The sequence below is a fragment of the Streptomyces sp. CBMA291 genome (genome assembly GCF_014596525.1).
Classification (GTDB): domain Bacteria; phylum Actinomycetota; class Actinomycetes; order Streptomycetales; family Streptomycetaceae; genus Streptomyces.
Genome location: NZ_MSJP01000098.1, coordinates 26196 through 52377 on the forward strand (window position 1 = coordinate 26196; position 26182 = coordinate 52377).

The 26182-nt window shown below is 73.1% G+C and carries 19 protein-coding genes; 14 read left to right on the forward strand and 5 right to left on the reverse strand.

Annotated elements, in window-relative coordinates:
* Positions 1–12: 12 nt before the first annotated feature.
* On the forward strand, positions 13–825 hold the full coding sequence (rnc, locus tag BU197_RS23645; protein ID WP_188270319.1) for a ribonuclease III: 813 nt from the start codon (positions 13–15) through the stop codon (positions 823–825).
* 290 nt (positions 826–1115) lie between these two features.
* Positions 1116–1976, forward strand: a complete 861-nt coding sequence (gene mutM, locus BU197_RS23650; RefSeq protein ID WP_188270320.1) for a bifunctional DNA-formamidopyrimidine glycosylase/DNA-(apurinic or apyrimidinic site) lyase — start codon at positions 1116–1118, stop codon at positions 1974–1976.
* A gap of 32 nt (positions 1977–2008) precedes the next feature.
* Here the strand turns inward: mutM and BU197_RS23655 are convergent, their stop codons facing one another.
* Together BU197_RS23655 and BU197_RS23660 are read right to left on the reverse strand one after the other, a co-directional pair.
* On the reverse strand, positions 2009–2392 hold the full coding sequence (locus BU197_RS23655; RefSeq protein WP_188270321.1) for a winged helix-turn-helix transcriptional regulator: 384 nt from the start codon (positions 2390–2392) through the stop codon (positions 2009–2011).
* A gap of 124 nt (positions 2393–2516) precedes the next feature.
* Positions 2517–3479, reverse strand: coding sequence for a CAP domain-containing protein (locus BU197_RS23660; RefSeq protein WP_188270322.1), 963 nt, complete (start codon positions 3477–3479; stop codon positions 2517–2519).
* Between the two features lie 179 nt (positions 3480–3658).
* Here BU197_RS23660 and BU197_RS23665 point away from each other — a divergent pair, with 179 nt between their 5' ends.
* The 4 genes from BU197_RS23665 (at position 3659) to BU197_RS23680 (ending at position 9905) form a co-directional block, all read left to right on the forward strand.
* On the forward strand, positions 3659–3940 hold the full coding sequence (locus tag BU197_RS23665; RefSeq protein ID WP_188270323.1) for an acylphosphatase: 282 nt from the start codon (positions 3659–3661) through the stop codon (positions 3938–3940).
* A 393-nt stretch (positions 3941–4333) separates the two neighbouring features.
* A complete protein-coding gene (locus BU197_RS23670) occupies positions 4334–4552 on the forward strand; it encodes a hypothetical protein (protein ID WP_030690660.1) in 219 nt (72 codons plus the stop codon).
* Between the two features lie 209 nt (positions 4553–4761).
* Positions 4762–8313 carry a chromosome segregation protein SMC gene (smc, locus tag BU197_RS23675; RefSeq protein ID WP_188270324.1) on the forward strand — a complete coding sequence of 1184 codons (3552 nt, stop codon included), beginning with the start codon at positions 4762–4764 and terminating at the stop codon, positions 8311–8313.
* A 164-nt stretch (positions 8314–8477) separates the two neighbouring features.
* Positions 8478–9905 (forward strand): sugar porter family MFS transporter, encoded by a 1428-nt coding sequence (locus tag BU197_RS23680; protein WP_188270325.1) that lies wholly within the window; start codon positions 8478–8480, stop codon positions 9903–9905.
* Between the two features lie 118 nt (positions 9906–10023).
* Here BU197_RS23680 and BU197_RS23685 read toward each other — a convergent pair whose 3' ends face one another.
* Positions 10024–10992 carry an LLM class flavin-dependent oxidoreductase gene (locus BU197_RS23685; protein ID WP_188270326.1) on the reverse strand — a complete coding sequence of 323 codons (969 nt, stop codon included), beginning with the start codon at positions 10990–10992 and terminating at the stop codon, positions 10024–10026.
* 179 nt (positions 10993–11171) lie between these two features.
* Between BU197_RS23685 and ftsY the strand changes: the two genes are divergently transcribed.
* On the forward strand, positions 11172–12410 hold the full coding sequence (gene ftsY, locus BU197_RS23690) for a signal recognition particle-docking protein FtsY (protein WP_188270327.1): 1239 nt from the start codon (positions 11172–11174) through the stop codon (positions 12408–12410).
* A gap of 144 nt (positions 12411–12554) precedes the next feature.
* Here ftsY and BU197_RS23695 read toward each other — a convergent pair whose 3' ends face one another.
* Entirely contained in the window at positions 12555–13205 is a 651-nt protein-coding gene (locus BU197_RS23695) for a bifunctional DNA primase/polymerase (protein ID WP_188270328.1), read from the reverse strand.
* Between the two features lie 428 nt (positions 13206–13633).
* On the opposite strand from BU197_RS23695, the gene BU197_RS23700 reads away from it, so the two are divergent.
* The 6 genes from BU197_RS23700 (at position 13634) to ftsH (ending at position 24205) form a co-directional block, all read left to right on the forward strand.
* Complete coding sequence (locus BU197_RS23700; RefSeq protein ID WP_188270329.1) at positions 13634–15103, forward strand: hypothetical protein; 1470 nt, start codon at positions 13634–13636, stop codon at positions 15101–15103.
* 410 nt (positions 15104–15513) lie between these two features.
* Entirely contained in the window at positions 15514–16872 is a 1359-nt protein-coding gene (locus BU197_RS23705; RefSeq protein ID WP_188270330.1) for an ammonium transporter, read from the forward strand.
* On the forward strand, positions 16869–17207 hold the full coding sequence (locus BU197_RS23710; RefSeq protein WP_188270331.1) for a P-II family nitrogen regulator: 339 nt from the start codon (positions 16869–16871) through the stop codon (positions 17205–17207). Before BU197_RS23705 ends, BU197_RS23710 begins: the two co-directional genes overlap by 4 nt.
* Before the next feature lie 284 nt (positions 17208–17491).
* Positions 17492–20251 (forward strand): [protein-PII] uridylyltransferase, encoded by a 2760-nt coding sequence (locus tag BU197_RS23715; protein WP_188270332.1) that lies wholly within the window; start codon positions 17492–17494, stop codon positions 20249–20251.
* Between the two features lie 136 nt (positions 20252–20387).
* On the forward strand, positions 20388–21941 hold the full coding sequence (gene ffh / locus BU197_RS23720) for a signal recognition particle protein (RefSeq protein WP_188270333.1): 1554 nt from the start codon (positions 20388–20390) through the stop codon (positions 21939–21941).
* A gap of 335 nt (positions 21942–22276) precedes the next feature.
* Complete coding sequence (ftsH, locus tag BU197_RS23725; RefSeq protein WP_188270334.1) at positions 22277–24205, forward strand: ATP-dependent zinc metalloprotease FtsH; 1929 nt, start codon at positions 22277–22279, stop codon at positions 24203–24205.
* A 151-nt stretch (positions 24206–24356) separates the two neighbouring features.
* Here the strand turns inward: ftsH and BU197_RS23730 are convergent, their stop codons facing one another.
* A complete protein-coding gene (locus BU197_RS23730; RefSeq protein WP_188270335.1) occupies positions 24357–25166 on the reverse strand; it encodes a class I SAM-dependent methyltransferase in 810 nt (269 codons plus the stop codon).
* A 413-nt stretch (positions 25167–25579) separates the two neighbouring features.
* Here BU197_RS23730 and BU197_RS23735 point away from each other — a divergent pair, with 413 nt between their 5' ends.
* Positions 25580–26173 carry a hypothetical protein gene (locus BU197_RS23735; RefSeq protein ID WP_024755886.1) on the forward strand — a complete coding sequence of 198 codons (594 nt, stop codon included), beginning with the start codon at positions 25580–25582 and terminating at the stop codon, positions 26171–26173.
* The last annotated feature ends 9 nt before the right edge of the window (positions 26174–26182 follow it).

A 26182-nucleotide genomic window follows, 5' to 3' on the forward strand; every position in this document is an offset into this window, starting at 1 on the left:
GTGAGAGGCGCAATGTCTGAGTCCCGCAAGACGGACGACAAGACGGACCATGCCTCGTCCCACACGCTTCTGGAAGGGCGGCTCGGCTATCGGCTCGAGTCCGCCCTTCTGGTGCGTGCGCTGACCCACCGTTCCTACGCGTACGAGAACGGCGGTCTGCCCACCAACGAGCGGCTGGAGTTCCTCGGGGACTCCGTGCTCGGTCTCGTGGTCACGGACACGCTGTACCGCACCCACCCCGACCTGCCGGAAGGCCAGCTGGCCAAACTGCGGGCCGCTGTGGTCAACTCTCGCGCCCTCGCGGGCGTGGGGCGCGGACTCGAACTCGGCTCCTTCATCCGGCTCGGCCGGGGCGAGGAAGGCACGGGAGGCAGGGACAAGGCGTCCATCCTCGCCGACACCCTTGAAGCGGTGATCGGCGCGGTCTATCTCGACCAGGGCCTCGAAGCGGCGTCCGAGCTGGTGCACCGGCTCTTCGACCCGCTGATCGAGAAGTCCTCGAACCTCGGTGCCGGCCTGGACTGGAAGACCAGTCTCCAGGAACTCACCGCGGCCGAGGGCCTGGGCGTCCCGGAGTACCTCGTCTCCGAGGAAGGCCCGGACCACGAGAAGATCTTCACTGCTGCCGCCCGCGTCGGTGGTGTCTCGTACGGCACCGGCACCGGCCGCAGCAAGAAGGAAGCGGAACAGCAGGCGGCGGAATCCGCGTGGCGCGCGATTCGCGCGGCCGCGGACGAACGCGAGGCGGCGGCGAAGGCCACCGCCGACCAGGGCAAGGAAGAGGTCGCCGACCCCTCTTCGACCGCCCACCGGGCGTCGGCCTGACGGCCGTCCCCACCCGCTTCCCACCGGAACCCCGCCCCAGGGCGGGGTTCCGGCGTTTTCCGGCGGAATCCGCACCCGGCGGACGTGCGGTACGGGCCCCGCCCGGTGCCCGTGCGGTACGGGGTCGCTGCCCGGCGCCCGTGCGGGTACGGACCCTTGCCCGGCGCTCATGCGGTGTGCGGCGCCCGTGTGCGTACGGGCCCCGCCCGTGCCCGTACGCGCGGGCGTCCGACCGCCGACCGCCCGGCGGTAGGCTGAAACCCCGATCCGAAGACGTCCCGAGGAGTCCCGTGCCCGAGCTGCCCGAGGTCGAGGTCGTCCGGCGCGGACTGGAACGCTGGGTCGCCGGGCGGACCGTTACCGAGGTCGAGGTGCTGCACCCCCGGGCCGTACGACGCCACCCGGCGGGCGGCGAGGACTTCGCGGCCCGGCTGCGCGGACAGCGCTTCGAGGCGGCGCGGCGGCGCGGAAAGTACCTCTGGCTGCCGCTGGCCGAATCAGGCACCGCCGTCCTCGGACACCTCGGCATGAGCGGCCAGCTGCTCGTCCAGCCGGAGGACTCCGCCGACGAGAAGCACCTGCGGATCCGGGTCCGCTTCGACGACACCGCGGGCACCGAACTGCGCTTCGTCGACCAACGCACCTTCGGCGGCCTCTCGCTGCACGAGCAGAGCCCCGACGGCCTCCCCGACGTCATCGCGCACATCGCCCGCGACCCGCTGGACCCGGAATTCGACGACGACGCCTTCCAGCGCGCCCTGCGCCTGCGCCGCACGACGGTCAAACGGGCCCTCCTGGACCAGTCGCTGATCAGCGGCGTCGGCAACATCTACGCGGACGAGGCGCTCTGGCGCTCCCGCCTCCACTACGACCGCCCGACGGCCACCCTCACCCGGCCCCGCTCCGCCGAACTGCTCGGGCACGTCCGGGACGTCATGAACGCGGCCCTCGACGCGGGCGGCACCAGCTTCGACAGCCTGTACGTGAACGTCAACGGGGAGTCCGGCTACTTCGACCGGTCGCTCGACGCGTACGGACGCGAGGACGAACCCTGCCACCGCTGCGGCACACCGATGCGCCGCCGCCCCTGGATGAACCGCTCCAGCTACTTCTGCCCCCGCTGCCAGCGCCCGCCACGCCCCACGGCGTAGGACCGACTGGGGGAGGGAGACTCCAGGCGGGATCAGACGGTGGTCGCGGCCCGCCGCGCGTCGTAGCTCTCCCGGGCCGCCTCGACCTGCGGCATGCGTCCCTCCACCAGCCCGATCAGACCGATCAGCCGCTCGGCGATCTCCCGGCCGAGCGGGGTGAGCCGGTAGTCGACCCGGGGCGGATTCGTCGGCTGCGCCTCGCGGTGCACCAGCCCGTCGCGCTCCAGCGCGTGCAGGGTCTGCGACAGCATCTTCTCGCTCACCCCGTCGACCCGGCGCCGCAGCTCGTTGAAGCGGAACGACCCGTCGTACAGCGCCCCCAGGGTCAGGCTGCCCCAGCGGCCCGTCACATGCTCAAGCGTCCCCCGCGAGGGACAGGCCCGCGCGAACACGTCGTAGGCGAGGTCGTCAGTCATGTCCACACCGTACTCCGGGGGAGCGCTTACGACCATGAGGGCGCTCTCTCACAGGTAGCGCTTTCCAGGAGCCAGCTCCTGGGGAGGGTGGGCGGTCCGGCCGCCGAAGCCCCGCGCCGGGGGCTCAGTACCCGAAGTCCTGCGTCCACCAAGGACCGCCGTCGCCGAACTGCACGCCGACGCCCAGGACGGTGAAGTCGCAGTTCAGTATGTTCGCGCGGTGGCCGTCGCTGTTCATCCAGGAGGCCATCACGGCAGCCGCGTCCGCCTGGCCCCGGGCGATGTTCTCGCCGCCCATACCCGTGACGCCTGCCTGCTCCGCGCGGGCCCAGGGCGTGTCGCCGTCCGGGTCCGTGTGGTCGAAGAAGCCCCGGGCCGCCATGTCCGCGCTGAACGCCCCGGCGAGCGACGCGAGCCGGGTGCTCGCGGTCACCGGCCGGCAGCCCACCCGGTCCCGCTCGACGTTGACGAGCCGGAGGACCTCCGCCTCGGCGGCGGCGCTCCGGTCGGTGGTCGCGGGGGCCGCGCCCCGGGTCTTCGTGGTCGGCGCCCCGGTGGACGGCGCGGGATCCGGCTTCGGCGCGGACGCCTCGGTGGTCGGCGCCGTCGTCGTCCGGGGGGCGGCGGGCTTCGTCGGCGCGGGCGTGGACGGAACTGCCGTGGGGGTGGGACGTACGGTCGGGGTCGCCGTGGGGGAAGCCGTCTTCGCGGCACCCGCACCCGCACCCGTGCCCGCGCCCGTACCGGCTCCGCTCGCCGAGCCCGTCCGGCCTCCCGTGCCCGCCGAGGCGCCCGCCCTGTCCGTCGGGGTCTGCGTCGCCCCGCCCTGGGTGGTCAGCTCGGGCGCGAGACGGGACTGGCCCGGCCGCTCGGTGGCGCTCGGACCACCGACCGTGAGGGTCTCCCCGCCCGGCAGCAGCCCCGAGGCGACGGCGACCGCGCCCACCGCGAGCGCGGCGGAGACGCCGAGCAGACCGGTGCGCACGGGGGCGCGCCGCCTGCGACGGGCTCCCCGGTGTCCGCGACGCGTACCGGCGGCGAGTTCTTCCGCCGCGGGTGCGGCTCCGGCGCGCCGGTGGCGTCCCATCTGCACTGCCTTCCTGCTGGTCCTGAGGGCCTTTGCTGGGCTTTGCTGTCGGTCCGCCCAGGGGCCCGTCAGTCGAACGGCGCACGCCCGAAAGGGTGAGGCGTACCCGCTCGGGACTGTAGTCCATGCACTGCCAGGGCGATGTGCTCATCTGGCAATCCGCCCGCTAGCGTGCAGGCATGAGCGACGACGTACGGATGACCGCCTGGGTGCGCGGCCGGGTGCAGGGAGTGGGCTTCCGCTGGTTCACCAGGGCAAACGCGCTGGAGATCGGCGATCTGGTGGGCTTCGCCCTGAACCTCGACGACGGACGGGTGCAGGTGGTCGCCGAGGGACCGCGTGAGAATTGCCACCGTCTGCTCGCCTGGCTCCACTCCGACGACACACCCGGGCGCGTGGACGGTGTCACTGAGATCTGGGCCACTCCGCGCGGCGGGTACGAGGGCTTCGCCATCCGCTGACCGACCCCCTCGGTGATCGCTCCCGGTGACCGGGAGGAGCCCCGGGCGGACACCCGGCGAAGGGTGCCCGGAGGGGAAAACCTCCTGGTGGTTGCCAAGGAGCGCGGGCCGTGGAAGGCTGCCGGGTAAGGATGATCGCGACGCCCCGAGGCTCCGAGTCCGAGCGCCCCCGCCGCTTCTCACGCGGGCCGGCACTCCTCGGTCGCCCCTTCGAACGGGGTGTGATCGTGTTGACCGTCAAACTTTTTGGTGAGACTCTGGAAGCCCCGCGCACCTTAGCTGTTTGGCAGTGGAATCCGGCACGATCAAGCAGTACTGCCGAGCACCGCGGGTGCGAATCCCCAACGACCCACACCGCTTCGGTCGGTCACTCATTGTGGAGGACCATCCATCATGGCAAAGGCGCTTCTCGGTTACGTCGGCGGCTCCGACCCGCGACTCCTCGCCGAGATGCGACGGCTTCAGCAGCGCGTCCAGGACCTTGAATCCGAGCTGGTACGGATCCAGTCCGAGAACGACACGCTCGCCGCTGCCGCCGCTCAGCACCAGGGAGAGTCGCTGCTGAACAGCATCGATCTCGACGTACCCCAGGCGGAGCCTGCGCTCACCTGACCACCGGCCCCCCCGGGGCCGAGTGGAACCACCCAACCCGGCATGGTCGGAATCGACACCGCCGGACACGCAAGGGGCGCTTCGGCGTCCCTTCTCTCTTTCCCCCACCTCTTCACTCGCCGTTTCCCCCTCGTCCCACCCCACCTCACCCGAGGATCTGCCCCCGACCCTCGCAGGTGAAACGCGCGAGCCCCGGTAGAGTCCCCGGAGTGCACCTCAAGGCCCTGACCCTCCGCGGATTCAAGTCGTTCGCCTCGGCCACCACCCTGCGTTTCGAGCCGGGCATCACCTGTGTCGTGGGACCCAATGGATCGGGCAAGTCCAACGTCGTGGACGCCCTGTCCTGGGTGATGGGCCAGCAAGGCGCCAAATCGCTGCGCGGCGGCAAGATGGACGACGTGATCTTCGCCGGTACGACCGGCCGCCCGCCGCTCGGCCGCGCCGAGGTCTCCCTCACCATCGACAACTCCGACGGCGTGCTGCCCATCGACTACGCCGAGGTCACCCTCACCCGGACCATGTTCCGCGGCGGCAGCAGCGAGTACCGGATCAACGGCGACACCTGCCGGCTGCTCGACTTCCAGGACCTGCTCTCCGACTCGGGCATCGGCCGCGAGATGCACGTCATCGTCGGCCAGGGCCAGCTCGACTCCGTGCTGCACGCCGACCCGATGGGCCGCCGCGCCTTCATCGAGGAGGCCGCGGGCGTCCTCAAGCACCGCAAGCGCAAGGAGAAGGCGCTGCGGAAGCTCGACGCGATGCAGGCCAACCTCTCCAGGGTGCAGGACCTCGCCGACGAACTCCGCCGCCAGCTCAAGCCCCTCGGCAGGCAGGCGGCCGTCGCCCGCCGCGCCGTCGTCATCCAGGCCGACCTGCGCGACGCCCGCCTCCGCCTCCTCGCCGACGACCTCGTCCTCCTCCAGCGCGCCCTGCACGCCGAAGTCGCCGACGAAGCCGCCCTCCTCGCCCGCAAGGAGACCACCGAGGACGCCCTGCGGACCGCGCTCGCCCGGGAGACGGAACTCGAAGCCGAAGTCAGGTCCCTGGGGCCCCGCCTGGAACGCGCCCAGCAGAACTGGTACGCCCTCTCCCAGCTCGCCGAACGCGTCCGGGGCACCGTCTCGCTCGCCGACGCCCGGGTGAAGAGCGCCGGAGCGGCCCCCGCCGAGGAGCGCCGCGGCCGCGACCCGGAGGACCTGGAGCGCGAGGCCGTCCGCGTCCGCGAACAGGAAGCCGAACTGGAAGCCGCCCTGGAAGCGGCCGAGAGCGCCCTGGAGGAGACCGTCGCCCACCGGGCCGGCCTCGAAGAATCCCTCGCCGCCGAGGAACGACGCCTCAAGGACCTCGCCCGCGCCCTCGCCGACCGCCGCGAAGGCCTCGCCCGGCTGCACGGCCAGGCCAACGCGGCCCGCTCGCGCGCCACCGCCGCCCGCTCCGAGATCGACCGCCTCGCCACCGCCCGCGACGAGGCGGGCGAGCGGGCCGCCACCGCCCAGGAGGAGTACGAGCGGCTCAAGGCCGAAGTCGACGGCATCGACGCGGCCGACACCGCCCAGCACGAGCGGTACGAGGACGCCCGCCGCGAACTCGCCGCGGCCGACACCGCGCTGAGCACCGCCCGCGAAGCCGTCGCCACCGCCGAACGCACCCGCGCCGCCACCCGCGCCCGGCACGACACCCTCGCCCTCGGACTGCGCCGCAAGGACGGCACGGGCACCCTCCTCGACGCCGGACTCGACGGCCTCCTCGGCCCCGCCGCCGAACTCCTCACCGTCACCCCGGGATACGAGATCCCCGTCGCCACCGCCCTCGGCTCCGCCGCCGACGCCCTCGCCGCCACCGGCCCCACCGCCGCCGCCGAAGCCCTCCGCCTGCTGCGCAAGCAGGACGCCGGGCGGGTCGCCCTGCTCCTCGCCGACGCCCCCGAACCGGACCCGACCCCGGACCCCGCCCCCGTCCCCGGCGGCCACCCGTACGCCGCCGACCTGGTGCGGGGCCCCGCCGAACTCCTCGCCGCCGTCCACCGGCTGCTCGCCGGGACCGTGGTCGTCGCCGACCTCGACGAAGCCGCCGAACTCGTCAGGACCCGGCCCGCGCTCACCGCCGTCACCGCCGAGGGCGACCTGCTCGGAGCGCACCTCGCACGAGGCGGCTCGGCGGGCGCGCCCAGCCTCCTCGAAGTCCAGGCATCCGTCGCCGAGGCCGCAGCCGAACTCGACGAACTGGCCGTACGGTGCGAGGAATCGGCCACTGCCCGACGCGAGGCCGAGGAGCGGCGCACGGCCGCCGCCGCGCTCGTCGAGGAACTCGACGCCCTCCGCCGTACCGCCGACCGGGAGAAGTCCGACACCGCCCAGCGGCTCGGACGGCTCGCCGGGCAGGCCAGGGGAGCGGCGGGGGAGGCCGAGCGGACGGCCGCCGCCGCGGCCCGCGCCCAGGAGTCGCTGGAACGGGCGGACGCCGAGGCCGAGGAACTGGCCGAGCGGCTGACCGTCGCCGAGGAGACGGCCGACCTCGCCGACGGCGAGGAGCCCGACACCTCCGTCCGCGACCGGCTCGCGGTCGACGGCTCCCTGGCCCGCCAGAGCGAGATGGAGGCGCGGCTCCAGGTCCGTACCCACGAGGAGCGGGTCAAGGGGCTCGCCGGGCGGGCCGACTCGCTCGACCGGGCCGCCCGCGCCGAGCGGGAGGCCCGCGCACGGGCCGAGCGGCACCGGGCCCGGCTGCGCCACGAGGAGCGGGTCGCGGGCGCGGTGGCGTCCGGCGCCCGGCAGCTCCTCGCCCATGTCGAGGTCTCCCTCGGCCGCGCCGAGGCCGAGCGGGTGGCCGCCCAGGCGGCGCGGGCCGGCCACGAGGAGGGCCTGGCGGCCGCCCGGGTGCGGGGCCGCGACCTCAAGACGGAGCTGGACAAGCTGACCGACTCGGTGCACCGGGGCGAGGTCCTGGGCGCGGAGAAGCGGCTGCGGATCGAACAGCTGGAGGCGAAGGCCCTGGAGGAGTTCGGGGTGGAGGCGGCCGATCTGGTCGCCGAGTACGGCCCCGACCAGCCGGTGCCGCCGTCGCCGACGCCCGAGGGGGAGCCCCCGGCGGACCCGGCCGAGGGCCGCCCGTTCATCCGTTCGGAGCAGGAGAAGCGGCTGAAGGCGGCGGAGCGCGCGTACCACCAGCTCGGCAAGGTCAATCCGCTGGCCCTGGAGGAGTTCGCGGCCCTGGAGGAGCGGCACAAGTTCCTCTCCGAGCAGCTGGAGGACCTGAAGAAGACCCGGACGGATCTCCTCCAGGTCGTGAAGGAGGTCGACCTGAGGGTCGAGCAGGTCTTCACGGAGGCGTACCGGGACACGGCCCGGGAGTTCGAGGGCGTCTTCTCGCGGCTCTTTCCCGGCGGCGAGGGCCGCCTGGTGCTCACCGACCCCGACGACATGCTGGCCACCGGCGTCGAGGTGGAGGCCCGCCCGCCGGGCAAGAAGGTCAAGCGGCTCTCGCTGCTCTCCGGCGGCGAGCGCTCCCTGACGGCGGTGGCGCTCCTCGTCTCGATCTTCAAGGCGCGGCCCAGCCCGTTCTACGTGATGGACGAGGTGGAGGCGGCGCTCGACGACACCAACCTCCAGCGGCTGATCGGGATCATGCGGGAGCTCCAGGAGTCCTCGCAGCTGATCGTGATCACCCACCAGAAGCGCACGATGGAGGTCGCGGACGCGCTCTACGGGGTGTCGATGCAGGGCGACGGCGTCTCGAAGGTGATCGGCCAGCGGCTCCGCTGAGCGGGGCGGGTCCGCCCGGCGCTGAAGTGGTGGACGGGCGGAAGGTGTGCGCCACTGGAAGCCCCGGTCGTCCGGCAGTGCCCGGTGGGCCGGAACGCCCGGCCGTCCGGAGCGCCCGACGGCCCGGGAGGCCAGCGGAAGGCTCGTCCCACCCAGGAGTACATGTGAGCAGCACCGCGCAGGCGCCCCCGCCGTCGCCGGAAGGCCGGGCCGCCCACCCGGACCATCTCGGACATGTCATCTTCATCACGGCCTCCGCCGCCATGGGCGGTTTCCTCTTCGGCTACGACAGTTCCGTCATCAACGGCGCCGTCGAGGCGATCCGGAACCGGTACGACATCGGCTCGGCCACCCTCGCCCAGGTCATCGCCATCGCCCTGATCGGCTGCGCGATCGGCGCGGCCACCGCGGGACGGATCGCCGACCGCATCGGCCGCATCCTCTGCATGCGGATCGCCTCCGGTCTCTTCGCCGTCAGCGCCGTCGGCTCGGCGCTGCCCTTCGCCCTCTGGGACCTGGCCTTCTGGCGTGTCATCGGCGGCTTCGCCATCGGCATGGCCTCCGTCATCGGCCCCGCGTACATCGCCGAGGTCGCCCCCGCCGCCTACCGGGGCAGGCTCGGCTCCTTCCAGCAGGCGGCCATCGTCATCGGCATCGCCATCTCCCAGCTGGTCAACTACGGCATCCTCCAACTGGCCGACGGAGACCAGCGCGGCAAGATCGGCGGCCTGGAAGCCTGGCAGTGGATGCTCGGGGTGATGGTGGTGCCCGCGCTCCTCTACGGGCTGCTCTCCTTCGCCATCCCCGAGTCCCCGCGCTTCCTCATCTCGGTGGGGAAGACCGCACGGGCCAAGTCGGTCCTCGCCGAGGTCGAGGGCCAGGGCGTCGACCTCGACCAGCGGATCGCCGAGATCGACCGGGCCATGCGCAGCGAGCACAAGTCCACCTTCCGGGACCTGTTCGTCCCCGGCTCCCGCAGGCTGCTGCCCATCGTCTGGGTCGGCATCGGACTCTCGCTCTTCCAGCAGCTGGTCGGCATCAACGTGGCGTTCTACTACTCGGCGACGCTCTGGCAGTCCGTCGGCATCGACCCGTCGGGCTCGTTCTTCTACTCGTTCACCACGTCGATCATCAACATCGTCGGTACGGTGATCGCGATGGTCCTGGTCGACCGCGTCGGCCGCAAACCGCTGGCCCTCGTCGGCTCGGCGGGCATGGCGATCGCGCTCTCCTTCGAGGCGTGGGCCTTCTCCGCCGACCTCGTCGACGGCAAGCTCCCCACCACCGAGGCGGTCGTCGCCCTCGTCGCCGCCCATGTCTTCGTACTCTTCTTCGCCCTCTCCTGGGGCGTGGTGGTCTGGGTCTTCCTCGGCGAGATGTTCCCCAACCGGATCCGCGCCGCCGCCCTCGGCGTCGCCGCCTCCGCCCAGTGGCTCGCCAACTGGGCCATCACCGCGAGCTTCCCCTCCCTCTCGGACTGGAACCTCTCCGGCACCTACATCATCTACGCGTGCTTCGCGGTCCTCTCGATCCCCTTCGTGCTCCGGTTCGTCAAGGAGACGAAGGGCAAGGCACTGGAGGAGATGGGCTGACCCGGCTTCCAGGGGCCCGTACGGGAGAGCCAGTACGGGAGACCCAGTACGGGAAGTCCCGTATGGGAAGTCCCGTACGGGCTGCCCCGGCTCCCGGTTCCGGTGTCATCCGGTCCGGTCAGCCGAGCCGGGGCAGTACCTCCTCGCAGAACAGGCGCAGGCTCCGCCAGCCCTCCTCGACCGGGATCCCGCCGCACAGCGGATGCAGCACCGGGCTCTCCGGAGCGAGCGCCACGCACTCCCCGGGGGTCACGACCCGGTACACGCCCTCCGCCCGCAGCTCCGCCACCGTCGTCGCCGCCGACCGCACGGCCGAGCGGACGTCCTTCGACTGCCAGGAGGCGTAGGTCAGCGCCTCGTGCAGGAAGTGCTCCCCGTGCTCCGCCCAGGTCCGGTCGGGATCCTCCGAGAGATGCAGCAGCGGGGTCTCGGCCGCGGGCATCATCGTCCAGCCCTCCGTGCCGTACTCCGCGCACCGCTCCCGGTAGTACGCGTCGAGGTCCGGCAGGTGCGCGCTGGGGAAGAACGGCAGTCCGAGCCTGGCCGCCCGCCGCGCCGCCGCCCGTGAGGACCCGCCGACCAGGAGCAGCGGGTGCGGCCGGGTGAAGGGGCGCGGGGTGACCCGTACGGTACGGCCCCGGTACGGGAACGGCTCCCCGGTCCAGGCGGCGAGCAGGGTTTCGAGCAGCTCGTCCTGGAGCGCGCCGCGCCGCCCCCAGGGGACCCCGTGCCGCTCGTACTCCTCCGGGCGGTAGCCGATTCCGGCCACCGTCACGAGCCGGCCGCCGCTCAGCAGGTCCAGGACCGCGATGTCCTCGGCGAGCCTCAGCGGGTCGTGGAGCGGGCCGATGACCGCCGAGACGGTGACGGAGATCCGCTCCGTCGCCCCGAGGACCGCGCCCGCGAAGGTGAAGGGGGAGGGGATCCAGTTGTTCCCGGTGCCGTGGTGCTCCTCGGTCTGCACGGTGCCGACCCCGTGCCCGTCGGCGTACGCGGCCATGGCGAGGGCCGCCCGGTAGCGCCCGGAGAGGGAGGCGGGGGTCGCGCGGGGATCGACGAGGTTGAACCGTACGACGCCGAACGGCATGGGAGGCCCCCTTCGCGGGTGTGCGGAGGGGCGGAGGGTATCTGACGATACGTCAGACGGGAAGGGTTCCGGACGGCGGACGGGACCCGCCCCGGGAGGGCGCGCCGCACGGGCGCGGGGGAGCCATCCGGGGCACACGCTCCGCTCCCGGCGCCTCCGTGGCCGATACTGGTCGGGTTATGGAACTCATCCTTGCTGTAGTCATCGCTCTGGCCGTCGCGGTCGCCGTGACGAGCGGGCTCGTGATCAGCGGCCGCAAGAAGAAGCAGCTGCCGCCCGCCGAGCCGCCGTCCACCACGCCGACCATCACCGCTCCGCCCGCCGAACCGCACGTCGGCGAGGAGGCGGAGACACCGCGGGAGGAACCACGCCGCACGGTCGAGGAGGTCCCGCTCCCTGCCGAGGGCGCCGCCGAGACCCCGGCGGCCGTCGAGGACCCCGTCGTCGCGGAGCCCGCCGCTCCGGAGGCGGAGGCGCCCGGGATCGAGGTGCCCGAGCCCACCGCCGGCCGTCTCGTCCGGCTCCGGGCCCGCCTCGCCCGCTCCCAGAACTCGCTGGGCAAGGGGCTCCTCACGCTCCTGTCCCGCGAGCACCTCGACGAGGACACCTGGGAGGAGATCGAGGAGACCCTCCTCACCGCCGACGTCGGCGTCGCCCCCACCCAGGAACTCGTCGACCGGCTGCGCGAGCGGGTCAAGGTGCTCGGCACCCGCACCCCGGCCGAACTGCGCGGACTGCTCCGTGAGGAACTGGTCGCCCTCCTCGGCGCCGACCTCGACCGCACGGTGAAGACCGACAGCCCGACGGACGTGCCCGGCGTGGTCATGGTCGTCGGCGTCAACGGCACCGGCAAGACCACCACCACCGGCAAGCTCGCCCGGGTCCTCGTCGCCGACGGCAAGTCCGTCGTCCTCGGCGCGGCCGACACCTTCCGCGCCGCCGCCGCCGACCAGCTCCAGACCTGGGGCGAGCGCGTCGGCGCCCGTACCGTCCGCGGTCCCGAGGGCGGCGACCCCGCCTCGATCGCCTTCGACGCCGTCAAGGAGGGCATCGCCGAGGGCGTCGACGTCGTCCTCATCGACACCGCCGGACGGCTCCACACCAAGACCGGCCTCATGGACGAGCTGGGCAAGGTCAAGCGCGTCGTCGAGAAGCACGGCCCGCTCGACGAGATCCTGCTCGTCCTCGACGCGACCACCGGCCAGAACGGTCTGATCCAGGCCCGGGTCTTCGCCGAGGTCGTCGACATCACCGGCATCGTCCTGACCAAGCTCGACGGCACCGCCAAGGGCGGCATCGTCATCGCCGTCCAGCGCGAGCTGGGCGTCCCGGTCAAGCTGATCGGCCTGGGCGAGGGCCCGGACGACCTGGCTCCCTTCGAGCCCGGCGCCTTCGTCGACGCCCTGATCGGCGACTGACACCCCGCACGACCCACGGAAGGGCCCTCGCCGACCGACGGCGAGGGCCCTTCCGTATGCCCGTATGCCCGTGTACCCGCGTACCCGTATATCTGTGTACCCGCGTATCCCCGGGCCTTCCGCGTCCGCCCGGGGCTTCGCGGGTCAGAAGCGCGTGCGGTGGCAGATGTACGCCAGGGTGCCGAGCAGCAGCCGCGCCTGCGGCGGCGCCCCCGCCGTGTCGAGCGTCGGCGCCCGCAGCCAGTGCACCGGGCCGAGCCCGCCGAGGTCCGACGGGGGAGCGGTGATGTGGCTGCCCGGCCCCAGACAGTGCAGATCCAGATCCGCGTCGTCCCAGCCCATCCGGTACAGCAGCCGGGGCAGCTCGGCCGCCGCGCCCGGGGCCACGAAGAACCGCGCCCGCCCGGTCGGCGTCGCGCACACCGGGCCGAGCGGCAGCCCCATCCGCTCCAGGCGCACCAGCGCCCGCCGCCCCGCCGCCTCCGCGACCTCGATCACGTCGAAGGAGTCGCCCACCGGAAGCATCATGGCCGCGCCCGGGAACTCCGACCAGGCCTTCGCCGCGTCGTCGGGACCCGCGCCCGCCGGGACCGGCCGCGCGTAGGAGAGCGGATGCGCGCCCGGGGCCGTACAGGCGAGGTCGCCGCAGGAGCAGCGGCCGGAGACGGCCCGCGCGCCGGGCACCACGGCCCAGCCCCACAGCCCCGTGTACTCCGCCACCGCCGTGCACTCCGTGGTGCGTACGCGGCGGCGTGTGCCGGACCGCATCTCACGCATGCCGATCGTGAAACCCATGTCCCCTCCAACGGGTCGAGCGGGCCGGTGGTTACGACCCGGAGTGCCATCGGCACTCTTCGTCACGTTCCGTCACGGAAACCCGGCGCATGGTCGTGCGAAAGGTGGTGCGGGCCGGGGTACGCGCCTCTCTGCGTATCCGTGCGCCGCCCCCGGTTCGTCGCATGTCAAGTGAATCGCGTTCCAGGCGTGGCGAGTTCATTCGAAGGGGTGGCGAATGGTGGCGTTTCTTGAATCGCCCTCGTAGAGGGGCGATCTTAGGATTACCTTCGGTACGCGAACCCTCGGGGCGATTGCGCGCGTGGGTATGCCGGAGGCAAGCCGGTTCCCAGTTCGAAGGGGCGCGAACGCCGGACGGGAGGCGCGCGACACGGCATGCTGACAAGGGTTCGCAATCAACAGGCGATCAGGTGGATGGGGGCGTTCCAGTGGGCGGCAGCGGCGCAGACGGTACGATCGCCGGCAAGCGCCCGAACGAGCCGCTCGGCTCGTGGTTCGTGCGCAGCGGATGGTCCAAGGGCGAACTGGCGCGGCAGGTGAACCGCAGGGCCCGCCAGATGGGCGCCCACCACATCTCCACCGACACCTCCCGCGTACGCCGCTGGCTCGACGGCGAACAGCCCCGCGAACCCATCCCGCGCATCCTCTCCGAGCTGTTCTCCGAGCGTTTCGGCTCCGTCGTCGCCGTCGAGGACCTCGGACTGCGCACCGCACACCAGTCGCCCTCCGTCTCCGGAGTCGACCTGCCCTGGGCCGGACCCCAGACCGTCGCCCTGCTCAGCGACTTCTCCCGCAGCGACCTCATGCTCGCCCGCCGGGGCTTCCTCGGCTCCTCCCTCTCGCTCGCCGCCGGGCCCTCCCTCATCGAACCGATGCAGCGCTGGCTCGTCCCCACCCCCGTCGCCGAGACCGAGCGCCCCGTCCTCGACGCCCGCCGCCCCAACCGGATCTCGGAGATCGAACTCGACCTCCTGGAGTCCACCACCGCCATGTTCCGCAAGTGGGACGCCCAGTGCGGCGGCGGACTGCGCCGCAAGGCCGTCGTCGGACAGCTCCACGAGGTCACCGACCTCCTCCAGGAGCCCCAGCCCCCCGCCACCGCCCAACGGCTCTTCACCTGCGCCGCCGAACTCGCCGAACTCGCCGGCTGGATGAGCTACGACGTGGGCCTCCAGCCCACCGCGCAGAAGTACTTCGTGCTCGCCCTGCACGCCGCCAAGGAAGCGGGCGACAAGCCCCTCGGCTCGTACATCCTGTCCTCGATGAGCCGCCAGATGATCCACCTCGGCAGGCCCGACGACGCCCTCGAACTCATCCACCTCGCCCAGTACGGCAGCCGGGACTGCGCCACCCCCCGCACCCAGGCCATGCTGTACGCGATGGAGGCCCGCGCCTACGCCAACATGGGCCAGCCCGCCAAGTGCAAGCGGGCCGTGCGGATGGCCGAGGACACCTTCTCCGACATCGGACTCGACGGCGAACCCGAGCCCGACTGGATCGGTTTCTTCTCCGAAGCCGAACTCCACGGCGAGAACTCGCACTCCTACCGCGACCTCGCCTATGTCGCCGGACGCTCCCCGACCTACGCCTCCCTCGCCGAACCCCTCATGGAGCGGGCCGTCGCCCTCTTCGAGAAGGACGCCGACCACCAGAGGTCCTACGCCCTCAACCTCATCGGCATGGCCACCGTCCACCTCCTCAAGCGCGAGCCGGAACAATCCGTCGCCCTCGCAGGGAAGGCCCTCGGAGTCGCCGGCGGCATCCGCTCGGAACGCGTCAACACCCGGCTCCGCAAGACCGTCGACTACGCGGCCCGCAACTACAGCGACATCGCCGAGGTCGTCCAGCTCACCGACCGGCTCACCGAACTCCTGCCGGAGTGCGCCGAAGCCGTCTGACCCCACCGGTCCCACCGGCCCCGCCCCCCAGACCCCGGCCGCGCCGGACGTCCCGTACTGCCCGACTCGGCTCCCCCGCCGCCAGGACACACGGACGCCGGCGCGGCCGGTTCCCTTTTCCCGCAGGCCCCGCAGGCCCCGCAGGCCCCGCGGTTCCCTCAGCTCCCATGGCTTCCGCTGCTCCCGCTGCTTCCGGGCGTCTGCCGGAGGACGCCGGGGGCCCGCGACCCGCCCGCTTCCCGGGGCGTTCACCACCGCGTAACACGCTCCACGCCTTCGTCACCGCTCCGAAACACCGTGCGGCATCGACGGAAACCGCGCTCCGTCAACCTCTGGCACATAACCGGCCACCCCCACGGCCGGAAGCCGCCGCCGGACCGCCCCGGCCGCACGACGACGAGGAGACGCCGATGGCCCCAGCCCTCACGGCCCTGGCCTCGGAAGCCCCCGGGCTGTCCGCCGCCAACACCGGGTTCATGCTCATCTGCTCCGCCCTGGTCATGCTGATGACCCCGGCGCTCGCCTTCTTCTACGGAGGCATGGTCCGCGTCAAATCCACCCTCAACATGCTGATGATGAGCTTCATCAGCCTCGGGATCGTCACGGTCCTCTGGGTCCTCTACGGCTTCAGCGTGGCCTTCGGCACCGACGCGGGCTCCCTCGTCGGCTGGTCCTCCGACTACCTCGGACTCGGCGGCATCGGCGTCACCGAACTCTGGGGCGGCTCCACGATCCCCGTATACGTCTTCGCCGTCTTCCAGCTGATGTTCGCGGTCCTCACCCCCGCCCTCATCAGCGGCGCCCTCGCCGACCGCGTCAAGTTCACCGCCTGGGCCCTCTTCGTCGCCCTCTGGGCCACCCTCGTCTACTTCCCCGTCGCCCACTGGGTCTGGGGCGAAGGCGGCTGGCTCTTCGAACTCGGCGTCATCGACTTCGCGGGCGGCACCGCCGTCCACATCAACGCGGGAGCCGCCGCCCTCGGCGTCATCCTCGTCATCGGCAAGCGCGTCGGATTCGGGAAGGACCCGATGCGCCCGCACAGCCTCCCCCTCGTCATGCTCGGCGCCGGACTCCTCTGGTTCGGCTGGTTCGGCTTCAACGCGGGCTCCTGGCTCGGCAACGACGACGGCGTCGGCGCCGTCATGTTCGTCAACACCCAGGTCGCCACCGCCGCCGCCATGCTCGCCTGGCTCGCCTACGAGAAGCTCCGCCACGGCGCCTTCACCACCCTCGGCGCCGCCTCCGGAGCCGTCGCCGGACTCGTCGCCATCACCCCGTCCGGCGGCGCCGTCAGCCCCCTCGGCGCACTCGCCGTCGGCGCCGTCGCCGGACTCGTCTGCGCCCTGACCGTGAGCCTCAAGTACCGCTTCGGCTACGACGACTCCCTCGACGTCATCGGCGTCCACCTCGTCGGCGGCATCCTCGGCTCCCTCCTCGTCGGGCTCTTCGCCACCGGCGGCGTCCAGTCCGAAGCCAAGGGCCTCTTCTACGGCGGCGGCTTCGAACAGCTCGGCAAGCAGGCCATCGGCGTCCTCGCGGTCCTCGTCTACTCCCTGACCGTCTCCGCCCTCCTCGCCCTCGCCCTCGACAGGACGATGGGCATGCGGGTCTCCGAGGACGACGAGATCTCCGGCATCGACCGGACCGAACACGCCGAGACCGCCTACGACTTCAGCGGCGCGGGCGGCGGTACCACCGGACGCGCCTCGGCCCACGCCCCCGCCCTCGGTCTCTCCCTCCCGAACTCGCACAAGAAGGTGGACGCGTGAAGCTCGTCACCGCCGTCGTGAAGCCGCACCGACTCGACGCGATCAAGGAGGCCCTCCAGGCCTTCGGCGTCCACGGCCTCACCGTCACCGAGGCCAGCGGATACGGACGCCAGCGCGGCCACACCGAGGTCTACCGGGGCGCCGAGTACACCGTCGACCTGGTCCCCAAGGTCCGCGTCGAGATCCTCGTCGAGGACGAGGACGCCGAACAGCTCATCGACGTCGTCGTCCAGGCCGCCAGAACCGGCAAGATCGGCGACGGCAAGGTCTGGAGCGTCCCGGTCGAGACGGCGGTACGGGTCCGCACGGGGGAGCGGGGACCGGACGCGATCTGAGGGGGAGGTGCGGGACGGGGAGGGGCCGGACGGGGAGGGACGCGCGGCGCCTGGTGGCGCCTGTGGGGTCGGGCGGCCTGTGTGGACGGGTGGCCCGCCTGGGCGGCGGCCTGTGCGGTCGGGTGGCCCCTGTGGGCGGCGGCCTGTGCGGGTCGGGCGGCCCGAGTGGACGGGCGGCCTGTGTGGACGGGCCGTCCGCGTAGACGGGCGACCTGTGTGGACGGGTAACCCGCGTAGACGGGCCGCCCGCGTAGATGGGCGGCGGAAGGCCGAGGAGCCGACGGATGATCACCTCCGGAGCACACGAAGCCACCGGCGATACGGGACCCGGCGCCTACCCGGCCGCCCGGCTGCGGCTCCTCCGGGAGGAGGGGCGGGACGGGCCCGGACGGCGGGCCGCTCTCGCCCGGCTCACCGACGCCTGGCTGGCCGGACTCTTCACCGAGGCCCACCCGCCCCCCGGCACCGCCCTCGTCGCCGTCGGCGGCCACGGACGGGCCGAACTCTCCCCGGGCAGCGACCTCGACCTCCTCCTGCTCCACGACGGCACCGCCGCCAAGGCGGACATCGCCGCCCTCGCCGACCGCCTCTGGTACCCCGTCTGGGACCTCGGGCTCGCCCTCGACCACTCCGTCCGCACCCCCGCCGAGGCCCGCGCCACCGCCACCGCCGACCTCAAAGCCCACCTCGGCCTCCTCGACGCCCGCCCCCTCGCCGGAGACCACGCCCTCGCGGGCACCCTGCGCGCCACCGCCCTCGCCGACTGGCGCGAGCAGGCACCCCGGCGCCTCCCCGCACTCGACGCCCTCTGCCGCGAACGCGCCGTACGCGCCGGCGAACTCCCGTACCTCCTCGAACCCGACCTCAAGGAGGCCAGGGGCGGGCTCCGCGACGCCCAGGCACTGCGCGCCGTCGCCGCCTCCTGGCTCGCCGACGCCCCCCACGAAGGACTCGACGCCGCACGCCGCCGCCTCCTCGACACCCGCGACGCCCTCCACCTCGCCACCGGCCGCGCCACCGACCGGCTCACCCTCCGGGAACAGGACGCCGTCGCCGCCCGGCTCGGCCTCCCCGACGCCGACACCCTGCTCCGCGAGGTCTACGAGGCCGCCCGGACCATCGCCTACGCCGCCGACGTCACCTGGCGCGAGGTCCACCGCCTCCTCAGGGCCCGCACCGGCAGACCCCGCCTCCGGGCCCTCCTCGGCGGCCGGACCGGCACCGGACGGGCCCCCGTCCGCACCCCGCTCGCCGAGGGCGTCGTCGAGATGGACGGCGAGGCCGTCCTCGCCCGCACCGCACGCCCCGCGCACGACCCCGTCCTGACCCTGCGCGCCGCCGCCGCGGCCGCCCAGTCCGGCCTGCCGCTCTCCCCGCACGCCGTACGCCACCTCGCCGCCCACGGCGCACCGCTCCCCGTGCCCTGGCCCGCCGAGGCACGCGAGGAACTCGTCACCCTCCTCGGTGCGGGCGCGGCCACCCTGCCCGTCTGGGAAGCCCTCGAAGCGGAGGGCCTGGTCGCCCGCCTCCTGCCCGGCTGGGAACGCGTGCGCTGCCGCCCCCAGCGCGACCCCGTCCACACCTGGACCGTCGACCGGCACCTCGTCGAGACCGCCGTCCGCGCCTCCTCCCTCACCCGCCGCGTCGGCCGCCCCGACCTCCTTCTGGTCGCCGCCCTCCTGCACGACCTCGGCAAGGGCCTGCCCGGCGACCACCGGGTCACCGGCGCGGCCCTCGCCCGCGACCTCGCCCCGCGCATCGGCTTCGACCGCGCCGACACCGCCACCCTCGCCCGCCTCGTCCGCCACCACCTCCTCCTGGCCGAGACCGCCACCCGCCGCGACCTCGACGACCCCGCCACCGTCCGGACCGTCGCCACCGCCGTCGGCACCGCCGGCACCCTGGAACTCCTGCACGCCCTCACCGAGGCCGACGCCCTCGCCACCGGCCCCGCCGCCTGGTCCGCCTGGCACGCCGGACTCGTCGATGACCTGGTCGAGCGCACCGCCGCCGCCCTCGCGGGGGAGCAACCGCCGGACCCCCCGGCCGTCGCCGCCCCCGGCGCCGCACAGGAACGCCTGGCCGCCGAGGCACTACGCACCAAGGGCCCCGTCCTCACCCTCCACACCCACGCCGAACGGCCCCACGCCGAAGGGCCCCACGCCGAAGGGCCCCACGCCGAAGGGCCCCACGACGAACGGCCCCACGACGAACGGCCCCACGACGCCGAGGCACCCGAACCCGTCGGCGTCGAACTCCGTATCGCGGTTCCCGAGCGGCCCGGCGTCCTCCCCGCCGTCGCCGGGGTCCTCGCCCTCCACCGGCTCACCGTCCGCACCGCCGAGCTACGCGCCGTCACCCTGCCCGCCGCCTACGACCCCGGTCCCGCACCTGGCTCCGGTCCCGCGCCCGGCTCCGTACTGGGTCCTGGTCCCGCGCCCGGCTCTGGTCCCGTGCCCAGCCCCGAGCCCGCACCCGGTTTCGCGCCCGCACCCAGTCCCGCGCCAGGCCCCGGCCCCGTACCCGGTCCCGAGCCCGTACCCGGTCCCGCGCCAGGCCCCGGCCTCGGTCCCACGCCCGTACCCGGCCCCGTACCCGTCCTAGTCCTGGACTGGCGGGTCGCCGCCTCCTACGGTTCCCTGCCCGAGGCCGTACGGCTCCGGGCCGATCTCGTCCGGGCGCTCGACGGCACCCTCGACCTCCCCGCCCGCCTCGCCGCACGCGAGGCCGCCCGACCCCGGCGCCGGGGCCCCGCCGCCCCACCGCCCCGCGTCACCGTCGCCCCCGCCGCCTCCCGCCACGCCACCGTGATCGAGGTCCGCGCCCAGGACGCCCCGGGACTCCTCCACCGGATCGGCCACGCCCTGGAGGGAGCCGCCATACGGGTCCGCAGCGCCCATGTCTCGACCCTGGGCGCGAACGCCGTGGACACCCTGTACGTCACCCGGCCCGACGGGTCGCCGCTGGACGCGGAGGAGGCCGCCGGAGTCGCGAAGACCCTGGAGGCGGCACTGGAGCCGGAGCCGCCGAAGCCACCGGCGTGAGGGCCGGGGCCGCGCTCCCCGCCGCGCCGGGGCGCGCCCCACCCGCCCGACCCGACGGGCGGGGACTATTCCTTTGCCGGGCCGGATACCCTGGAGGGCGATTCCCCGCCCCCGACCCCAAGGACCGACGAGCGCCGTGTTCGATACTCTCTCCGACCGCTTGGCGAACACCTTCAAGACCCTCCGGGGTAAAGGCCGCCTGACCGAGGCCGACATCGACGGCGCGGCCCGGGAGATCCGTATCGCGCTCCTTGAGGCGGACGTCGCCCTTCCGGTCGTCCGGGAGTTCATCAAGGAAGTCAAGACCCGCGCCCTCGGCGTCGAGGTCTCGAAGGCCCTGAACCCTTCGCAGCAGTTCATCAAGATCGTCAACGAGGCGCTCGTCGGCATCCTCGGCGGCGAGACCCGCCGACTGCGGTTCGCCAAGACCGCCCCGACGGTGATCATGCTCGCCGGTCTCCAGGGTGCCGGTAAGACCACCCTCGCCGGAAAGCTCGGCCTCTGGCTGAAGGGCCAGGGCCACTCCCCGCTGCTCGTCGCCTGCGACCTCCAGCGCCCCAACGCCGTCACCCAGCTCTCCGTCGTCGCCGACCGCGCGGGCGTGGCCTTCTACGGCCCCCAGCCCGGCAACGGCGTCGGGGACCCGGTCCAGGTCGCGAAGGACTCGATCGAGTACGCGCGGACCAAGATGTACGACGTCGTCATCGTCGACACCGCCGGCCGCCTCGGCATCGACCAGGAGCTGATGCAGCAGGCAGCGGACATCCGCGACGCCGTCAGCCCCGACGAGGTCCTCTTCGTCGTCGACGCCATGATCGGTCAGGACGCGGTCAACACCGCCGAGGCCTTCCGCGACGGCGTCGGCTTCGACGGCGTCGTGCTCTCCAAGCTCGACGGCGACGCCCGAGGCGGTGCCGCGCTCTCCATCGCGCACGTCACCGGCAAGCAGATCATGTTCGCCTCCAACGGCGAGAAGCTCGACGAGTTCGACGCGTTCCACCCGGACCGCATGGCGTCCCGCATCCTCGGCATGGGCGACATGCTCTCCCTCATCGAGAAGGCGCAGCAGACCTTCGACGAGGAAGAGGCCGCCAAGATGGCCTCGAAGCTCGCCTCGAAGAAGGGCGAGGGCTTCACGCTCGACGACTTCCTGGCGCAGATGGAGCAGGTCCGCAAGATGGGCTCCATCTCCAAGCTCCTCGGCATGCTGCCCGGCATGGGCCAGATGAAGGAGCAGATCGCCAACATCGACGAGCGGGACGTCGACCGCACCGCCGCCATCATCAAGTCGATGACCCCGGCCGAGCGCCAGGACCCGACCATCATCAACGGCTCCCGCCGCGCCCGTATCGCCAAGGGTTCCGGCGTCGAGGTCAGCGCCGTCAAGGGCCTGGTCGAGCGCTTCTTCGAGGCCCGCAAGATGATGTCCCGCATGGCCCAGGGCGGCGGCCTCCCCGGCATGCCGGGCATGCCCGGCATGGGCGGCGGCCCCGGCCGGCAGAAGAAGCAGATCAAGCAGGCCAAGGGCAAGCGCAAGAGCGGCAACCCGATGAAGCGCAAGGCCGAGGAGCAGGCGGCGGCCGATCGCCGCGAGCAGTCCCAGGCGGGCGGCGCGTTCGGCCTCCCGGCGGGCGGCCAGACCCCGAAGGACTTCGAGCTGCCCGACGAGTTCAAGAAGTTCATGAGCTGAGCTGAGCCGACTCGACCTGACCTGACCTGACCTGACCTGACCGACGGTCGGCCGGTCAGCGGGTCAGCGGGTCAGCGGGTCGGTCAGTCGTACGGGAGGCCCTGAGCGGCCTCCCCGCGGGAAAGGGCTCCGAGCGGGCCTCACGTGGGAAGGGCCCGGGGTGGTGGGAGACCGCTCCGGGCCCTTCGCCGTCCCCGGCCTCCGCGTCACCCTCCCGGGGGACCGCCCGTAGTCCCGGCCTCGGCCCCGGCCCCGTCACCCTCGGGGACCGTCCGCCGTGCCGCCCGCCCTCCGCTCTCCGATACTGGGGCCACAGCCGCCCCGAGGAGAGCCACGTGGCCAACCCCGTACCCCCGCGCGACCGGACCGACCAGCCCTGGCGCTCGGAGGGGGCACCGCCTCCCCAGCCGCCGAAGCGGCGGATGCCGGGCGGCTGGGGAGGCCTCATCCTCACCGCCCTCGTGGTCTATCTGCTCGCCAACATCGTCCTGTCGTTCTTCAACGAGGGCGGCGAGCCGACGATCTCGTACACCGAGTTCGACAAGCAGGTCGCCGCCGGGAACGTCACCAAGATCTACTCCAAGGGCGATGCCATCCAGGGGCAGCTGAAGGAGAAACAGGCCGTCCCCGGCGGCGAGGGCGACTACACCAAGTTCCGCACCCAGCGGCCCGCCTTCGCCGACGACGCTCTGTGGGCCCAGCTGACCAAGCACGACGTCGTCGTCACCGCCGAGCCTGTCGTCCAGGAACGCAGCTTCCTCTCCAACCTCCTCCTCTCCCTCGCCCCGATGCTGCTGCTCGTCGTGCTGTGGGTGTTCATCGCCCGGCGGATGAGCGCGGGCATGGGCGGCGCGGGCGGCATGCTCGGCCGCAAGACCCCGCCCAAACCGGTCGAACTGGAGGGCGGCCGGCGCACCACCTTCGCCGATGTCGCCGGCATCGACGAGGTCGAGGGCGAACTCAACGACGTCGTCGACTTCCTCAAGAACCCGCAGGCCTACCGGGAGATGGGCGCCAAGATGCCCCGGGGCGTCCTCCTCGCGGGACCGCCCGGCACCGGCAAGACGCTGCTCGCCCGCGCCGTCGCGGGCGAGGCCGGAGTGCCCTTCTTCTCCGCCTCCGCCTCCGAGTTCATCGAGATGATCGTCGGCGTCGGCGCCTCCCGGGTCCGCGAACTGTTCGCCGAGGCCCGCAAGGTCGCCCCCGCGATCATCTTCATCGACGAGATCGACACCATCGGACGCGCCCGGGGCGGCGGCTCCGGCATGGGCGGCCACGACGAGCGCGAGCAGACCCTCAACCAGATCCTCACCGAGATGGACGGCTTCACCGGCTCCGAGGGCGTCATCGTCCTCGCCGCCACCAACCGCGCCGACGTCCTCGACCCCGCCCTCACCCGGCCCGGCAGGTTCGACCGGATCGTGCACGTCAACCCGCCCGACCGGGGCGGCCGCGAGGCCATCCTCCGTATCCACACCCGGGAGATCCCGCTCGCCCAGGACGTCGACCTGGCGCAGGTCGCCCGCACCACCCCCGGCATGACCGGCGCCGAACTCGCCAACCTCGCCAACGAGGCCGCGCTGCTCGCGGTCAAGCGCGAGCAGAAGGCCGTCACCCAGTCGGACCTCTCCGACGCCCTGGAGAAGGTCCAGCTGGGCGCGGAACGCCCCCTCGTCATGCCCGCCGAGGAACGGCGCAGGACCGCGTACCACGAGAGCGGCCACGCCCTCCTCGGCATGCTCCAGCCGGGCGCCGACCCCGTCCGCAAGATCACCATCGTGCCCCGGGGCCGGGCCCTCGGCGTCACCCTCTCCACCCCGGACGCCGACAAGTACGCGTACACCGAGGAGTACCTGCGCGGCCGGATCATCGGCGCCCTCGGCGGCATGGCGGCCGAGCAGATCGTCTACGGGGTGATCACCACCGGCGCGGAGAGCGACCTGGAACAGGTCACCGGCATCGCCCGGGGCATGGTCGGCCGGTGGGGGATGAGCGAGACCGTCGGCCGGCTGACCGCGATCCCGAGCGACGCCCAGCAGGCGTACGGGCTCTCCGCCGCCCCGGCGACCCTCGACACCGTCGACGCGGAGATGCGCCGGATCGTCGACGAGTGCTACGAGCGCGCCCTCGCCCTGCTCCGGGAGAACCGCGGCCGCCTCGACGCCTTGGCCGCCGCCCTCCTGGAGAACGAGACCCTGGAGGAAGCCGCCGCCTACCGCGCGGCGGGCATCACCCGACTGACGAAGGAGGAGGGCGAGGGGTAAGGGGCGGGGAGGCAGCAAGGCAGGGGGAGGCAGGGGGCGGCGGGTGCACTGCCTTGGGCGTACGGCTTCCAGCGCGCGGGGTCCCGGTATGCGGGCTCCCGGGACGGGCCTCGGGTCCGGCGTACGGCTCCCGGGACGGGCCCGGTGGTCCCTACGGCACCCGGGTCAGCACGTACCGGAAGGTGTTCGGCATCCAGACCGTGCCGTCCGCGCGGGCGTACGGGGCCAGGGCCGCCGCGATCTCCTTGCCCACCCGGCTCGGGTCCGTCGCCCGCAGGGCCTCGTCGAAGACACCCGTCGACAGCAGCCCCCGCACCGCACCGGCCTCGTCCGCGTACCCGAAGGGGCAGGCCACCCACCCCGAGGCCACCGGCCGCAGACCGGCCGCCGCCACCAGCCGGTCCAGATCGGCCCGTACCGTCGGCGCCCGGTCCGAGAGCCGCGCGGGCTCGGTCCGCACCGTCGGCGCCCGGTCCGGGAAGGGTGCGGGCCCGGTCCGTACGGGCGGCTTACGAGGCGTGAGCCGTGCGGCGATCCGCAGCACCGGCTCCGTCGCGCACCGCTCCGGTGGACCCCAACCGGCCAGGGCGACCGCCGTGCCCCGCCGTGCCGTCCGGAGGAGCGCCGTCAGCTCCGGAAGGAGCCCGTCCGTCGCGTGGAAGGCGGTGATCACGTCGTACGGACCGGCCTCCGGGGCCTCCCCGGTGACCGTCACCCCCTCGGGGAGCCGCCGTCCGGCCAGCTCCACGCGCGCGTGGTCCCGGTCCGCGCCGGAGACCCGGGCACCCCGGGCCACCGCCATCAGGAGCGCGAGCCCGGAGCCGCAGCCGAGCCCGAGCACCCGGGAGCCCGCGCCCACGCCGAGGCGCTCGTACACGGCTTCGTAGAGCGGGACGAGCATCCGTTCCTGGATCTCGGCCCAGTCACGCGCGGGGTGGTGCGGGACGAGCGTGGGTGTCATGAAAGCGCCTCGATCCGTGCTCGGACGAATGCCCCCCGTAGCCAGGGAACCGCGCCTCCCGGACCGCGTCCAGTCCACGCGCCGGACCGGTGCGCCCGGGGGAGCGGCCGGAGCGGGGTGGTGCGCGCCCGCGCGCCAGGACCCGGTAGGGTCCGGGAGACGACTCCGCCCGCCCGCTTGTCCTTTCGTCCGACCGGGCTCGGGAAAACCGCCCCCAGGGGCGTGCGCACAGGGTGCGCGCGCCGGGGCGTATGCGCTACTAGGCACCGGCTTGGCGTCCCCTGCGCGGCTTCTCCGCAGATCGGCGCAGTGGCCCGCGTCCCGACGCATCGATGGCAACTGACGGGTACGTGCAAAATATTTGAGATGCCCCGGAATGGAACCCGAGAGCGTTTCGGATCGTTGTAAGCGACGTGAGCACGACACCACCTGTTCTCGCCGCAGAGCTGGCACAGGCGTGGGCCGACATTCAGCGGCACCACCCCGAGCTGCCCGACCTTGCCGCGCCCGAGTCCCTGATCGGAGAGTCCTCGTCCGCCTGCGGCGCCGAACTCTCCTTCGAGCGACTGCTCCACGAGGCAGTCCACGGCATCGCCGCCGCCCGGGGTGTCCGCGACACCTCCCGCGCCGGCCGCTACCACAACCGCAGATTCCTCGCGATCGCCGAGGAGATGGGGCTCGACCACCCCGAGGAGCCACACGCGAGCAGCGGCTTCTCCCTGGTCACGCTCAATCCGGAGGCCAGGCGCCGCTACCGGCCCACCATCGAGCGGCTCCAGCGCGCCCTCAAGGCGCACACGGTCGCCACGGCGGCCGACACCAAGCGCTCCTTCCGCGGCCCGGCGGCCCGGCACGGCTCCTCCGGCGGAGGCGTACGCGTCAAGGCCGTCTGCGACTGCGGGCGGAACGTCCGGGTGGTGCCGTCGGTGCTCGCCCAGGCGCCGATCGTCTGCGGCGGCTGCGGCAAGCCCTTCCGCATTCCGGAGACCGTGGGCGCCGCGAGCTGACCTCGCGGT

Bases quoted from the DNA above. Each gene is read 5' to 3' on its own strand.
- rnc (WP_188270319.1), top strand. From the start codon at position 13: ATGTCTGAGTCCCGCAAGACGGACGACAAGACGGACCATGCCTCGTCC.
- BU197_RS23655 (WP_188270321.1), bottom strand. From the start codon at position 2,392: ATGACTGACGACCTCGCCTACGACGTGTTCGCGCGGGCCTGTCCCTCG.
- BU197_RS23660 (WP_188270322.1), bottom strand. From the start codon at position 3,479: ATGGGACGCCACCGGCGCGCCGGAGCCGCACCCGCGGCGGAAGAACTC.
- BU197_RS23665 (WP_188270323.1), top strand. From the start codon at position 3,659: ATGAGCGACGACGTACGGATGACCGCCTGGGTGCGCGGCCGGGTGCAG.
- BU197_RS23670 (WP_030690660.1), top strand. From the start codon at position 4,334: ATGGCAAAGGCGCTTCTCGGTTACGTCGGCGGCTCCGACCCGCGACTC.
- BU197_RS23685 (WP_188270326.1), bottom strand. From the start codon at position 10,992: ATGCCGTTCGGCGTCGTACGGTTCAACCTCGTCGATCCCCGCGCGACC.
- ftsY (WP_188270327.1), top strand. From the start codon at position 11,172: ATGGAACTCATCCTTGCTGTAGTCATCGCTCTGGCCGTCGCGGTCGCC.
- BU197_RS23695 (WP_188270328.1), bottom strand. From the start codon at position 13,205: ATGGGTTTCACGATCGGCATGCGTGAGATGCGGTCCGGCACACGCCGC.
- BU197_RS23705 (WP_188270330.1), top strand. From the start codon at position 15,514: ATGGCCCCAGCCCTCACGGCCCTGGCCTCGGAAGCCCCCGGGCTGTCC.
- BU197_RS23715 (WP_188270332.1), top strand. From the start codon at position 17,492: ATGATCACCTCCGGAGCACACGAAGCCACCGGCGATACGGGACCCGGC.
- BU197_RS23730 (WP_188270335.1), bottom strand. From the start codon at position 25,166: ATGACACCCACGCTCGTCCCGCACCACCCCGCGCGTGACTGGGCCGAG.